Below are 13,588 nucleotides of genomic sequence, written 5' to 3' on the forward strand. Positions count from 1 at the left end.
AAAGCGTCTTTTGTCATGTTAGAGGCCTGACCTTTAACCGCCTTTAGTGGCCTGACCATTAGACCTTTAGGCCGAGGAGTCAAGATGGATTTAACCGGGAAACGCGTACTGATCACCGCCGCCGGGCAAGGGATCGGTTTTACCACCGCCAGGCTGTTCGCCGCCGCCGGCGCCGACGTGATCGCCAGCGATATCAACCTCGAGCGCCTGCAGGGCTGCGCCGGGATCCGCGCGCTGGCGCTGAACGTCACCGATCCGGCCGCCATCGCGGCGGCGGCGGAAGCGATCGGCCCGATCGACGTTTTGTTCAACTGCGCCGGCGTGGTGCACAGCGGATCGATCCTCGATTGCAGTGAGGATCAGTGGGCGTTCGCGCTCGATCTCAACGTGACCGCGATGTTCCGCATGATCCGCGCTTTCCTGCCGGGCATGTTGGCGCGCGGCAAAGGCTCGATCATCAACATGTCCTCGGTGGCTTCGAGCGTGAAAGGGGTGCCGAACCGCTTCGCCTACGGCGCCAGCAAGGCGGCGGTGATTGGCCTGACGCGCTCGGTGGCGGCGGATTACGTCACCCAGGGCATCCGCTGCAACGCCATCTGCCCCGGCACGGTGGAATCGCCGTCGCTGCGCCAGCGCATCAATGAGCAGGCGCGCGAGCAGGGGCGCAGCGAGCAAGAGGTGTATCAGGCGTTCGTCGCCCGCCAGCCGATCGGGCGCATCGGCACCACCGAGGAAATTGCCCAGTTGGCGCTGTATCTGGCCTCCGACGCCAGTTCGTACACCACCGGCACGGTGCAGATCATCGACGGCGGCTGGAGCAACTGAGCCGCCATTTTTGAGAGAGGAACGCATGAAACTTTTACGTTATGGGGAACCCGGGCAAGAGCGCCCCGGCATGTTGGATGCGCAGGGCCGCCTGCGCGATCTGTCGCAGCATATCGCCGACGTGGGCGGCGCCGCGTTATCGCCGGCGTCGCTCGCCAAACTGCGCGCGCTGGACAGCGCCGCGTTGCCGCTGGTCGAGGGGCAGCCGCGTCTCGGCGCCTGCGTCGGCGGCATCGGCAAGTTCATCTGCATCGGCCTGAATTACGCCGATCACGCGGCGGAAACCGGCGCGGCCATTCCTGAAGAACCGGTGGTGTTCAACAAATGGACCAGCGCGGTGGTTGGCCCCTACGACCGGGTGGAGATCCCGCGCGGCTCGCAGAAAACCGACTGGGAAGTGGAGCTGGGCGTGGTGATCGGCCTGGGCGGGCGCTACATCAGCGAAGCGGACGCGATGCGCCACGTCGCTGGCTACTGCGTGATCAACGACGTCTCTGAACGCGAATATCAAATTGAGCGCGGCGGCACCTGGGACAAGGGCAAAGGCTGCGACACCTTCGGGCCGATCGGCCCCTGGCTGGTGACCGCCGACGAAATTGCCGATCCACACAGCCTGAACCTGTGGCTGGAGGTGGACGGCAAGCGCTATCAGGACGGCAACACCCGCACCATGATCTTCCGCATTCCGCAGATCGTCAGTTACCTCAGCCGCTTTATGAGCCTGCAGCCGGGCGACGTGATCTCCACCGGCACGCCGCCGGGCGTCGGCATGGGGCAGAAACCGCAGCCCATCTACCTGCGAGCGGGCCAGACGATGCGTCTGGGTATCGAAGGGCTGGGCGAACAGCGCCAGCAAACCGTACAGGCTTAGCCGGGAGTGCCGCCATGACCACCATTACCGCACTGCGGGTTGAAGACATTCGTTTCCCCACCTCGTTGGGGCTGGACGGATCCGACGCCATGAATCCGGATCCCGACTATTCCGCCGCCTACGTGATCCTGGAGACCGATCGCGCGGATCTCAGCGGCCACGGGCTGACGTTCACCATCGGCCGCGGCAACGAGATCTGCTGCGCGGCGATCCGCGCGCTGGAGCATCAGATCGTCGGCGAGCGGCTGGAGGATATCGCCGACGACATGGGCGCCTTCTGGCGGCGCTTCACCAGCGACAGCCAGCTGCGCTGGATCGGGCCGGACAAAGGCGCTATTCACCTGGCGACCGGCGCGGTGGTTAACGCGGTGTGGGATCTGTGGGCCAAATCGGTCGGCAAACCGGTGTGGCGGCTGGTGGCGGAGATGACGCCGGAGGAGCTGGTGCGCTGCATCGACTTCCGTTACCTCACCGACTGCATCACGCCGCAGGAAGCGCTGGCGCTGCTCAAGCAGCGGGCCGAGGGCAAAGAACGCCGCCTGGAACGGCTGCTGCAGGAAGGGTATCCCTGCTACACCACTTCGGCAGGGTGGTTGGGTTATCCGGACGACAAGCTGCGCCGCCTGTGCCAAGAGGCGGTCGACGCCGGTTTCTCCTACCTGAAGCTGAAGGTCGGGCGCGATCTGGAAGACGACATCCGCCGGGTGCGCATCGCCCGCGAGGTGATCGGCCCGGATCGCCGGCTGATGATCGACGCCAACCAGGTGTGGGAGGTGGATGAAGCCATTCCGTGGGTGAAACATCTGGCGTTCGCCAACCCCTGGTTTATCGAAGAACCGACCAGCCCGGACGACGTGGAAGGGCATCGCCGTATCCGCGAAGGGGTGGCGCCGGTCAAGGTGGCCACCGGTGAGATGTGCCAGAACCGCATCATGTTCAAGCAGTTCATCATGCGCGGCGCAGTGGATGTGGTGCAGATCGACGCCTGCCGTCTCGGCGGCGTCAACGAAGTGCTGGCGGTGATGCTGATGGCGGCCAAATACCAGCTGCCGGTCTGCCCACATGCCGGCGGCGTCGGGCTGTGCGAATACGTGCAGCATCTGTCGATGATCGACTACCTGTGCATCGCCGGCACCCACGAAGGCCGGGTGATCGAGTATGTCGATCATTTGCATGAACACTTTGTCGATCCCTGCGTGATCAACGGCGCGGCCTACATGCCGCCGAGTCGGCCCGGCTATTCGATCGAAATGCATCCGGCGTCGATCGAGCAGTATCGGTTCCGCGGGTGAGGCAGGGGGATCCCATGCTGCGCATCGACGCTCACCAGCACTACTGGCGCTACCACCCGCAGCACTACCCGTGGATCGACGAGCGGATGCGTGTGCTTCGGCAGGATTTCGATCCGCCCCGGCTGCGGCCGCTGTTGCAGGCGCTCGGTTTCGACGGCGCGCTGGCAGTGCAGGCGCGCCCCAGCGAGGAAGAGACGCTGGCCCTGCTGGCGCTGGCTGAGCAGAGCGAGGGCGTATGCGGCGTGGTGGGCTGGCTGGATATCGCTTCGCCACAGCTGGCGCCGCGTCTGGAGGCCTTGCAGCATTATCGCGCGCTGCGCGGGGTGCGCCATCAGGTGCAGGACGAGGCGGAGCCGGCGGCCTGGCTGGCGCGGCCCGAGGTGGAACGCGGCATGCAAACGCTGCAGCGCGCCGGGTATGTGTACGAGATCCTGGTGACGCACCGGCATCTGGCGGCCGCGGCGTCGTTCGCCGCCCGTCACGACCAACACTGGCTGGTGCTGGATCACCTCGGCAAGCCGGACATCGCCCGCGGCGCGCGGCACTGGGCGCAGCAAATCCGATCGTTGGCGGCGCTGCCGCACGTGGCCTGCAAGCTGTCGGGGCTGATCACCGAGGCGCCGGGCGGCCGGTGGCGGACGGAAGAACTGCTGCCGTTCTTCGATGCCGCGCTGGAGGCGTTCGGCCCGCAGCGGCTGATGTTCGGCTCCGACTGGCCGGTGTGCCTGCTGGCCGGCGACTACCGCCAGGTGGTGCAACTGTGCGAACGGGCGCTGGCGACGCTGGGGGCCGCCGAGCAGGCGGCGATTTGGGGCGACACCGCCCGGCGAATTTACGGGTTAACGGAGTCTGGTTATGGATCTGTATCTGCAAGATAAGGTTGTGCTGGTCACCGGCGGCGGTGCCGGCATCGGCGCGGCGATTGCTCATGTGCTGGCCGAAGAGGGAGCGATCCCGGTGCTGGTCACCAACGCCGCGCCGGAGGCGGCGCTGCTGGCTGATTTGCAGCGGTTGCAGCCGCGCACTGGGGTGATCCTTACCGAATTGTGCGACGAGGCGGCCTGCCGCCGGGCGGTCAGCCAGACGCTGGCGACCTTCGGCCGCATTGACGGGCTGGTGAACAACGCCGGGGTCAACGACGGCGTCGGGCTGGAGGCGGGGCGCGAAGCGTTCGTCGGCTCGTTGGAAAAGAACCTGGTGCACTACTACCTGATGGCGCACCTGTGCCAGGCGGCGCTGCGGGAGAGCCGGGGCGCCATCGTCAACATCGCCTCCAAGACCGCACTCAGCGGGCAGGGGGGCACCAGCGGCTACACCGCCGCCAAGGGCGCGGTGCTGGCGCTGACGCGCGAATGGGCGGTGTCGCTGCGCCATGACGGGGTGCGGGTGAACGCGGTGGTGCCGGCGGAGGTGATTACCCCGCAGTACCAACGCTGGCTCAACACCTTCGCCGAGCCGCAGCGGCAGATGGAGAAGATCACCGCGCGCATTCCGCTCGGGCAGCGCATGACCACGCCGCAGGAGATCGCCGATACCGTGGCGTTTCTGCTCTCGTCGCGCTCATCGCACACCACCGGGCAGTGGCTGTCGGTGGACGGCGGCTACCTGCATCTCGATCGGGCGCTGACGTGAGCGGCGCGGCGGCAGGGCGGCGCCGTTTCTGCCAGGCGCTCGATCTGATTGACTCACCGGCGCTGATTGCGGAGTACCAGCAGCATCATCAGCGCATTTGGCCGGGCATCGCCGCGCATTTGCGCGAGCACGGCATTCTGGACATGGAGATTTACCGGTTGGGCACCCGGCTGTTCATGATCGTGGAGGTCAGCGCCGATTTCGACGCCGCGCGTTTTGACGCCGCCAGCCTGAACAACCCCGAAGTACAGCGATGGGAAGCGCTGATGTGGCACTACCAGGTCGCCACCCCCTGGACGCCGCAGGGCGAAAAATGGGTGGAAATGGCGCGGATTTTCTCTCTGCAACAGCAATAACGCCAACATCATCATCGCCAGACGATACGAGGGTATCACCATGCTTGCTGAAAAAAGTGCGGCCTCCGCGCAGCCAGGCGTCGCCGTGACCGCCAATCTGCGCTGGGCCTTTATCCTGGTCACCAGCCTGTTCTTCATGTGGGGGCTGTCCTATGGCCTGCTGGACGTATTGAACAAACATTTTCAGGAGACGTTGCACGTTACCAAGGCGCAGTCGGGGCTGCTGCAGGCGGCGTACTTCGGCGCCTATTTCCTGGTGGCGCTGCCCGCCGGATACTTTATGGACCGCAAGGGCTATAAGGCGGGCATTCTGGTCGGGCTGTGCCTGTACGCACTAGGGGCGCTGCTGTTCGTGCCGGCGGCGTCGGCCAACAGCTTCGGCGTCTTCCTGTTCGCGCTGTTCGTTATCGCCAGCGGCCTGGGCTGCCTGGAAACGGCGGCCAACCCGTACGCCACGGTGCTGGGCGACGCGCAGGGCGCCGAACGGCGGCTCAACCTGGCCCAGTCGTTCAACGGCCTCGGGCAGTTTATCGGCCCGTTGATCGGCGGCACGCTGTTCTTCTCCGCCGGCCAGTCCGTCGGCGGCGGCGATCAGAGCGCGGTGAAGATGACCTATGTGGCGATCGCCGTGCTGGTGTTGCTGATCGCGCTGTTGTTCAGCCGCACCCGGCTGCCGGCGATCCGCGAAGAGGAAAAACCGGTGCACGGCGTGATAGCGCAGGGGTTGTGGCAGCATCCGCATTTCGTCGGCGGGGTCATCACGCAGTTTTTCTACGTGGCGGCGCAGGTGGGCGTGGGGGCGTTCTTCATTAACTACGCCACTGAGCACTGGCGCGAGGTGTCTAACCAGAGCGCCTCTTACCTGCTGTCGATCGCCATGATCTGCTTTATGGTCGGACGTTTCTTCAGCACCTGGCTGATGGGACGGGTCAAACCGGCGACGCTGCTGGCGGTCTATGCGCTGATCAATATCGCACTGTGCGGCGTGGTAATGCTGAGCGTCGACGGCGTATCGGTGGTGGCGCTGATCGCGGTGTTCTTCTTTATGTCGATCATGTTCCCGACCATTTTCGCCCTGGGGGTGAAAAATCTGGGCAAGCACACCAAGCGCGCCAGCTCGTTCATGATCATGGCGATCGTCGGCGGCGCCATCATGCCTTACTTTATGGGGGCGCTGGCCGACCGTTACAGCACCGCGCTCTCTTATCTGCTGCCGCTGCTGTGCTTCGCGGTGGTGCTGGTTTATGGCCTGCGGCAGCGCCGCGCCTGATTCACCCCGGCGGCGAATCGGCCTTCGCCGCCGCTTTCGGCATCTGCCGCCGGGTTCCCATCAGGATGGCCAACGCCAGCAGCAGCACCAGGCCGGACAGCGCGCCGTTTATCGTCAGACCTCCGGCATCCACCACCAGCCCGCCCGCCAGCGAACCGCAGGAAATCGCCAGGTTAAACAGCGCGATATATAGCGAAGAGGCGACCTCGGCCGCATCGGGCGCCGCCTTGAGCATCCACGCCATCAGCGCAACGGAAACGCCGCCGTAGGCGATGCCCCACAGCAGCAGGAAGGCGCCGCCGCTCAGCGGCGTGTGGCCCAGCAGCGGCAGCAGCAGGACGGCGAGCGCCAGCCCGAGGGCGATCAGCGCCAGGGTGCGGCACAGTCGTTTGGCGGCGGCCTGGCCGGCGATAAAATTCCCGACGAGGCCGGCGATGCCGTAGGCGAACAGCAGCGGCCCCACCCAACGGCTCTCGATGCCGGAGACCGTCTGCAGCAGCGGACGGACAAAGGTGTAAGCCATAAAGTGGCCGGCGACCAGCAGAAACGTCAGCAGCAGCCCGGTCAGCAGCCGGCGATTCGCGCGTTGCGCGGTGAACGACCGCCAGCCGATCGCCTGCGTGACCGGCAGCGGCGGCAGCACGCACACCAGCAGCAGCAGGGTCAGCGCCGCCAGAACGGCGACCGCCAGAAATGCCATGCGCCAGCCCAGCGCTTCGCCGAGGAATACCCCGAGCGGCACGCCGAACACCGAGGCCGCCGCTACGCCGCCGAAGATGACGGACAGCGCCAATCCGACGGAGGCCGGCGGCACCAGGCGTTCCGCCAGCCCGCCGGCGATGGCCCAGATACCGCCGATGCAAAAACCCAGCAGGATGCGCGCGGCGAACAGCAGGGCGAGGGAGGTGGCGGTGGCGGCCAGCAGGTTGGCGGCGATCAGCAGCAGCAGAAAGCCCGCCAGCAGGCTGCGGCGGTCCGTGCGCCGGGCGCCCAGCACCACCAGCGGGGCGAACAGCGCGGCGAACAGGGCCGGCAGGGAAATCAGCAGCCCGGCGCGGCCGATCGATGCGTTCAGGGTGCTGACGATCGGGGTCAGCAGCCCGACGGGCAGCATTTCTGCGGTGACGACGGTAAAGGTGGAAAGGCCGACCGCGAAGGTCGCCAGCCACGCTTTTGCGCCGCCGTCGGCGTGTAAGGCACTCATAATGACTCTCCCAATGATGAAGAACCCCAGTGTATCCGCGCCAAAATGACTGATAAACTGGCCTTAATGCGCAACATTGGGGACAAATCGTGGCTAATTTACCGTCTATGCCGTTGGATAACCTGAGCGACCTGCTGGTATTCATTCGCGTCGCCGACGCCTGCAGCTTCACGCTGGCGGCCGAGAGACTGGGCATCTCCCGATCGGCGGCGGGCAAATGCGTGAACCGATTGGAGGCGCGATTGGCGACCCGGCTGCTGCAGCGCACCACGCGTAGCGTCAGCCTGACCGAAGACGGCGCGGTGTTTTACGAGTATGCGCAGCGCATCCTGTCGCAGGCCGAAGAGGCGGAAACGGCGCTCAATACGCGGCGGCAAACCCCGCGCGGGCGGCTGCGGCTGGATGTGCCGGTCTCGTTGGGCCGGTTGCATATTTTGCCGATTCTGCGGGAATTTTTGGCGCAGTGGCCGGAGGTGGACGCAGACGTCAGCTTCTCCGACGATTACAGCGATTTGGTGCGCGACGGCATAGACGTGGCGATCCGCGTCGGCGGCAGCGACGACAGCCGACTGGTGCGGCGGGTGCTCGCGCCGCATCGCCTGATCACCTGCGCGGCGCCGGACTATCTGGCGCGCTACGGCACGCCTGCGAAACCGGAGGCGTTGAGCGATCACGAGACGCTGATCTTCAGCCACCAGGGATTGCCGGCGCCCTGGCGCTATCGGGTTAACGGCCAACTGCACGAACAGCCGGTGCGCGGCCGGATGCGTTTCAACAACGTCGAGGCATTGCGGGATGCGGCCGTCGCCGGGGCCGGTCTGTGTCAGGTGGGGGCGTTTCTGGTCGGCGAACAGATTGCGGCCGGCACGCTGGTGCCGGTGCTGGAACGCTATTGTCGCCTGGGGCCGCCGATCTGCGCTGTCTATCCCAGCCGACGCCATCTCTCCCCCAAAGTGAAGCTGTTCCTCGCGGCGATCGAACGGCGCTGGCAGGGCAAGGCGATTTGGGAAACCGTTTAGCGTAGGCGGTTCACGCCGCTTTCAAGGCCAGCGTTCGCCGCATTAGGCGATAGCCGCCGGCCGCCACCAGCAGTACGACCAGGCCGGCCGTGAGCGTGACGCTAAAGCCGGCCGTTATCCCCGCAGCGTCGATCGCCAGGCCCGCCAGGGCTGCGCCGAACGCCACGCCTATCCCCAGACCGGTGACCATCCAGGTCAATCCCTCCGTCAGCCTGGAGGGGGGCATGATGTTTTCAACCAGTCCCATGGCAATGATCATGGTCGGCGCGAAAAACAGTCCGGCGACAAACATCGCCGCCGCCAGCGTCAAGACATTGTGCACCCACAGCAGCGGCAGGGTAGTGAATGCGGTGGCGAACGCAGCGTATAAGAACAGGCGGGGCAAGGGGACGGGGATCTTCATTGCGCCGAAAATCAGCCCGGCGAGGCAGGAGCCAAACGCGTAAACCGACAGCACGATGCTGGCGGCGGCCGGCTGGCCTTGCTGCTCGGCGAAGGCCACGCTGATGACGTCTACGGTGCCGACAATAGTGCCCAGGGCGATCAGCGCCAGCACCAGAATTTGCATTGACGGCATAGCCAGGATGGCGCGCTGCCGCTCGCTGTTGCGGGTGTAAACCGGGGGCTGTGTGCTTTTTTGCAAGGCGAATGCCGTGACACCCGCCACCAGAAGCAGCGCGGCCACCAGAGGGCCGGCTTCTGGGAAAAGTGAAACGCTGAGCCCCACGGCGATCGGCGGGCCGATGATAAAGGCGACTTCGTCCAACACCGACTCGAATGAAAATGCCGTGTGCAGCTGTGGCGTGCCGCGATAAATTTCGCTCCAGCGCGCTCTGACCATCGCGGAGATGCTGGGCATGCCGCCCGCGAGCGCGGCGAAGACGAACAGCGTCCAATCCGGTGCCTGGCAGCGAGTGCAAATCAGCAGCAGCAAGAGGGCGATCGCTCTGGTCCCGGTGGCATACGGCAGCACTCGGCGTTGGCCGAAGCGATCCGCTGCGCGCGCGATCTGCGGCGCGAGCAGCGCCATGGAAAAGGCGAACGTCGCCGCCACCGCGCCCGCTAACCAATAGGAGCCGCGTACCTGCGAGAGCATGGTAATGATGCCGATGCCGGTCATCGAGACCGGCAGGCGCGCGATTAGCCCGGCAGAGGAAAACGCCTTGCTGCCCGGGGCAGTGAACAGTTTGAAATAAGGATTTGCCATAAAATGGGCTCCGGAATGTTGCGGCTCGGTATTCGCTCAATGTCCATCATTGACATACGCCACGTATGTTACGTTAATTGACATACATGGCGTATGTCAATTATAACGTCATCAATAACGAGGCGGGAGTGAACCCATGGCACGTAAAGCGCGTACCGAAATGATTGAAGAAACCCGACAAAAGCTGGTGGCGGCGGCCCGCCTGCAATTTGGCAACGTGGGGTATGCCGAAACGGTGATGGATGATCTCACCGCCCAGGCCGGCCTGACGCGCGGCGCGCTCTATCACCATTTTGGCGATAAAAAGGGGCTGTTCCTGGCGGTGGTGCAGGCGATAGACGCGGAGATGGATGCGCATCTGGCCGAGATAACCGCGAGTACTGCGGATGACTGGGAGGCTTTTGCGGCGCGTTGCCGCGGTTATCTGATCATGATGACGGAGCCGCAAGCGCAACGCATTCTGTTGCGTGATTCACCTTCGGTGCTGGGAGCCGACTATCTGCGGGCCAGCAAGCTGGCGTGCATCAGCTGGATGACGGGCGCATTGGAGGTATTGATGGCGCAGCGGCGTATCGCTGTTGCCGAGCCGGAAGCGCTGGCGCATTTAATCAACGGCGGCCTGATGGATGCCGCGCTGTGGGTCGCCCATCATCCGGAAAAAGACGTGGGGCTGGAACAAGCCTTGGCCAGTTTGAACCTGTTGCTGAACGGGCTGCGTTCCACCGCCGTATAGCAGTATAAGTGTTGATGTCAGCCGCCGTACCGTTACTACGGCGGCTTAAGAGTGAACGGCAGCGGGCTGGACGTTTTGCGCCAGCTGAATATTGTTGCGGCCGCTGTGCTTCGCCAGATAGAGCGCGGCGTCGGCTGCGCCTATCGCCGATTCGATGTCCAGTTTTTCCAATGCGGAGATGCCGGCGCTGAGCGTCAGCGTGCCGCTGTGCTGCGGACTGGCGCCGTGCGGGATGTTCAGCTCCGCCACGCGCTGGCGCACCCGTTCGGCCAGTTGCGCCGCGTAGCCTTCGTGCACGTTGGTCAGCAGCACCAAAAATTCTTCCCCGCCGTAACGCACCACGATGTCGCGCGAACGCACCGCATCGCGGATGGCGACCGCCACCTGCACCAGCGCCCGATCGCCCATGGCGTGGCCGTAGCTGTCGTTATAGACCTTGAAGTGATCGATATCCAGCAACAGCACGTAATGGCGGCCGGTTTGCGGTTCCAGCAGCATCGTGATCTTATTCTCCAACCCGCGCCGATTATAAAGGCCGGTCAGAGGATCGATCATGCTCAAATTATTGAATTTATCTCGCTCGTTATACAGGTTGGCCACCAGCGCGTGAGTAAAGATTTCACTGCGTTTCAACATCAGGTGGTGGATGGAGAAAGCGATAATAGGTAATAGCGTGGTGAATAATATCCGCAGGGTATTATGCATGCCGTCTAAAGCCAGGATCACCATTGCGGAAGGCACGGCGTGTAAACAAAAGGCGGTAAAGTTGTCCGTCAGGGAAATAGCGCTGATAAAAAAGATGCTAAACAAACTAATTAATAAAAAATCTTGGTTATTCGGTAGGCAATATTGACTTTTAACGTAAATATGTGCGGCCCAGAGCAGGCCAAGTACGCTGGCGAACAGGTTGAGTTTGCACAAATATTTACGTGGCGTTTGCAGGGAAAATAGCGCCGCTACCAGACAAAATAGCGGTATACATAATAAAGGTAGGGTAAATGCGGGCGTATCCCTAAAAGGGAACAATAATGTAAATACGGAAGAGGCGGCATTCATTACCAAAAAAAGAAATAATGCCAGGCGCTGCTTGCTGTTCAGTAATTCCTGATAAGAACGGGCGTTCATACGGAGGTCACTCTTTGCAAAGTCGTTCTGTCGAATAATTAAGGTTGAGAAGCATTCCTTTGGCGCGAATATCCACTTGAATTGCATGGTTGAGGATTGTGATTATTATCATGCAAACAGGACTAGGAATTTTCTTATGTCAAATTATCATTTTTTCATGCTGGTGTCATCTGGGTTTGGTCAGCGCAGTGAAAATGATGCGGCGGCCAAAAAAGTGTTATATGATATTGGTTATCATTATCACTTAAAGGGGGTTGTCATGCTTACCGCCATGATTGCCGCGTGCGGGCTGTGGGGCGTCAGTTGGTGCCTCGGGGATCGCCTGGCCAGCGCCTGGGGCGTTTTGCTGCCTTGTGCGCTGATGCCGCTGCTGGCCTTGATCGACCTGGATATGGTGCAGTTGCGCACCCTGATCGTGATAGCGATGTTGGCCACGCTGGTCATGTTGTTCAACAGCCGGCTGCGCCACTATCTGCTGTTGCCTTCCTGCATGGCGCTGGCGGGCGGCCTGGCGGCAGTCAGCCTCAACTTCAGCTTTGGGTGAAACGCCAGAAACGGCAAAACCACGCTTAAGCGTGTGATTCATCAATGCGTTGGGATTTTTTCGAAGTAACTACCGGAGAGATCATCAATTGGTGCGAAGAGAGGGACTTGAACCCTCACGTCCGTAAGGACACTAACACCTGAAGCTAGCGCGTCTACCAATTCCGCCACCTTCGCACAGTCGATGTTGTTGCTTTGATTTATATTACGTCGCCAGCTTGGTGCGAAGAGAGGGACTTGAACCCTCACGTCCGTAAGAACACTAACACCTGAAGCTAGCGCGTCTACCAATTCCGCCACCTTCGCATCGATGCTGAGTGCAATATAAATCATGTGGTTATTTGGTGCGAAGAGAGGGACTTGAACCCTCACGTCCGTAAGGACACTAACACCTGAAGCTAGCGCGTCTACCAATTCCGCCACCTTCGCGTACCAGAAACATTACCGGAGTAACGTTACCACGGAGGCGAATTCTAGAGATTTTGGCGGACACGTCAACAGTTATTTCCCCGCTTTGCGGGCGTTTGCTGGAAAAACAGCCATATCACCGCTTTTCTGCTGGTCAAACAGCCAAATCAGCCAATCAATCAACACTCTGACCCGCGGCGCCAGGAAACGGCCGGGCGGATACATGATGTAAATCGGCATCGGCGGAGGCGGCGTTTCCGCCAGCACTTCCACCAGTTCGCCCTGTTCCAGCCAAGGGGCAAGCGAATAGCGCGCCGCCTGTATCAATCCCATGCCGGCGCGCGCGCCGGCGATATAGGCGTCGGCGCCGCTGACGCTCAGCCGGGCGGGCAGTTCGCGCAGCTCCAGCTTGCCGCCGCGGCAGAACTCCAGCGGGTAATCGCGGTTGCTGGCCAGGGAAAAATACCCCACCGCGCGGTGCGGCGCCAGGCTATCGATGTCGAGCGGCGTGCCGTGGGCCTGCAGGTAAGCGGGGGAAGCGCAGGTGATCTGCGGCAGCTGGGCGATGCGCCGCGCCACCAGGCTGTCATCTTCGGTTTCCCAGGCGCGCAGCACGCAGTCCACGCCTTCGCGCAGCAGATCGACGTGGGTGTCGTTGGCGCCCAGCGCCAGCGTGATGTCGGGATAGCGCCGGTAGAAGTCGTCCAGCGCTGGAATGACGACCTCGCGCGCCAGCGAATGGGGCATATCGATGCGCACTTTGCCGGACGGCTGCAGCTTATGGTGGCTGAACAGCGTGTCCGCCTCCTCCAGCGCGCCCAGCAACTGCACGCAGCGTTGATAGTAGAGACTGCCTTCGCTGGTCACCTGCACCTGGCGGGTGGTGCGGATCAGCAGGCGCACGCCCAGCCGCTGTTCCAGCCGTTTCAGCGCGTTGCTGACCGTGGCGCGCGGTAGCTGCAGGCGCTCGGCCGCCCGGCTGAAGCTGCCCAGTTCGACGATGCGGGTAAAAATGCGCATGGCTTGAACCTGATCCATGTCCACTCCGGATTGTTGGTGATTTTTGAACAGTGATGTGCAATCTGCATTATTTATCTTTGTCA

Annotated in this window: 14 protein-coding genes and 3 tRNA genes; 10 read left to right on the forward strand and 7 right to left on the reverse strand. The window is 62.7% G+C overall.

Going from position 1 to position 13,588, the window contains the following annotated elements:
- Window positions 1-84: 84 nt before the first annotated feature.
- The 7 genes from J9788_RS15865 to fucP are packed head-to-tail and all read left to right on the forward strand — an operon-like array spanning window position 85 to window position 6,246.
- The gene (locus J9788_RS15865) at window positions 85-825 is read left to right on the forward strand and encodes an SDR family oxidoreductase (RefSeq protein ID WP_046898069.1); all 741 of its coding nucleotides are present in this window, start codon (window positions 85-87) and stop codon (window positions 823-825) included.
- 25 nt (window positions 826-850) lie between these two features.
- A complete protein-coding gene (locus tag J9788_RS15870; protein ID WP_046898070.1) occupies window positions 851-1,696 on the forward strand; it encodes a fumarylacetoacetate hydrolase family protein in 846 nt (281 codons plus the stop codon).
- A gap of 14 nt (window positions 1,697-1,710) precedes the next feature.
- A complete protein-coding gene (locus tag J9788_RS15875; protein ID WP_046898071.1) occupies window positions 1,711-2,988 on the forward strand; it encodes an L-fuconate dehydratase in 1,278 nt (425 codons plus the stop codon).
- Between the two features lie 14 nt (window positions 2,989-3,002).
- Complete coding sequence (locus J9788_RS15880) at window positions 3,003-3,866, forward strand: amidohydrolase (RefSeq protein WP_182265256.1); 864 nt, start codon at window positions 3,003-3,005, stop codon at window positions 3,864-3,866.
- Entirely contained in the window at window positions 3,844-4,620 is a 777-nt protein-coding gene (locus J9788_RS15885; RefSeq protein ID WP_046898073.1) for an SDR family oxidoreductase, read from the forward strand. Before J9788_RS15880 ends, J9788_RS15885 begins: the two co-directional genes overlap by 23 nt.
- On the forward strand, window positions 4,617-4,976 hold the full coding sequence (locus J9788_RS15890; protein WP_004933135.1) for an L-rhamnose mutarotase: 360 nt from the start codon (window positions 4,617-4,619) through the stop codon (window positions 4,974-4,976). Before J9788_RS15885 ends, J9788_RS15890 begins: the two co-directional genes overlap by 4 nt.
- A 40-nt stretch (window positions 4,977-5,016) precedes the next feature.
- Window positions 5,017-6,246: an L-fucose:H+ symporter permease gene (gene fucP, locus J9788_RS15895; protein ID WP_182265257.1), complete on the forward strand. Its 1,230-nt coding sequence runs from the start codon at window positions 5,017-5,019 to the stop codon at window positions 6,244-6,246.
- 1 nt (window position 6,247) lies between these two features.
- On the opposite strand, the gene J9788_RS15900 is transcribed toward fucP, so the two are convergent.
- Window positions 6,248-7,450 carry an MFS transporter gene (locus J9788_RS15900; protein WP_182265258.1) on the reverse strand — a complete coding sequence of 401 codons (1,203 nt, stop codon included), beginning with the start codon at window positions 7,448-7,450 and terminating at the stop codon, window positions 6,248-6,250.
- Between the two features lie 107 nt (window positions 7,451-7,557).
- Between J9788_RS15900 and J9788_RS15905 the strand changes: the two genes are divergently transcribed.
- Window positions 7,558-8,469: a LysR family transcriptional regulator gene (locus J9788_RS15905; RefSeq protein WP_182265310.1), complete on the forward strand. Its 912-nt coding sequence runs from the start codon at window positions 7,558-7,560 to the stop codon at window positions 8,467-8,469.
- Window positions 8,470-8,479: 10 nt separating this feature from the next.
- Here the strand turns inward: J9788_RS15905 and J9788_RS15910 are convergent, their stop codons facing one another.
- Window positions 8,480-9,676 carry an MFS transporter gene (locus J9788_RS15910; RefSeq protein ID WP_182265259.1) on the reverse strand — a complete coding sequence of 399 codons (1,197 nt, stop codon included), beginning with the start codon at window positions 9,674-9,676 and terminating at the stop codon, window positions 8,480-8,482.
- Between the two features lie 136 nt (window positions 9,677-9,812).
- Between J9788_RS15910 and J9788_RS15915 the strand changes: the two genes are divergently transcribed.
- Window positions 9,813-10,409, forward strand: a complete 597-nt coding sequence (locus tag J9788_RS15915) for a TetR/AcrR family transcriptional regulator (RefSeq protein ID WP_148873488.1) — start codon at window positions 9,813-9,815, stop codon at window positions 10,407-10,409.
- Window positions 10,410-10,454: 45 nt separating this feature from the next.
- Here J9788_RS15915 and J9788_RS15920 read toward each other — a convergent pair whose 3' ends face one another.
- The gene (locus tag J9788_RS15920; RefSeq protein ID WP_182265311.1) at window positions 10,455-11,534 is read right to left on the reverse strand and encodes a GGDEF domain-containing protein; all 1,080 of its coding nucleotides are present in this window, start codon (window positions 11,532-11,534) and stop codon (window positions 10,455-10,457) included.
- Window positions 11,535-11,793: 259 nt separating this feature from the next.
- Between J9788_RS15920 and J9788_RS15925 the strand changes: the two genes are divergently transcribed.
- A complete protein-coding gene (locus tag J9788_RS15925; protein WP_033641783.1) occupies window positions 11,794-12,078 on the forward strand; it encodes a DUF1435 domain-containing protein in 285 nt (94 codons plus the stop codon).
- Between the two features lie 89 nt (window positions 12,079-12,167).
- Here the strand turns inward: J9788_RS15925 and J9788_RS15930 are convergent.
- From J9788_RS15930 to J9788_RS15945, 4 genes are all read right to left on the reverse strand, one after another.
- Window positions 12,168-12,254 (reverse strand) — tRNA-Leu (locus J9788_RS15930).
- A 42-nt stretch (window positions 12,255-12,296) separates the two neighbouring features.
- Window positions 12,297-12,383: transfer RNA gene (locus J9788_RS15935), tRNA-Leu, on the reverse strand.
- Window positions 12,384-12,419: 36 nt separating this feature from the next.
- Window positions 12,420-12,506, reverse strand: a tRNA-Leu gene (locus tag J9788_RS15940).
- A gap of 72 nt (window positions 12,507-12,578) precedes the next feature.
- A complete protein-coding gene (locus tag J9788_RS15945) occupies window positions 12,579-13,523 on the reverse strand; it encodes a LysR family transcriptional regulator (RefSeq protein ID WP_182265260.1) in 945 nt (314 codons plus the stop codon).
- Window positions 13,524-13,588: the final 65 nt, after the last annotated feature.

Source organism: Serratia sp. X10, from assembly GCF_017811775.1.
Taxonomy (GTDB): domain Bacteria; phylum Pseudomonadota; class Gammaproteobacteria; order Enterobacterales; family Enterobacteriaceae; genus Serratia; species Serratia ureilytica.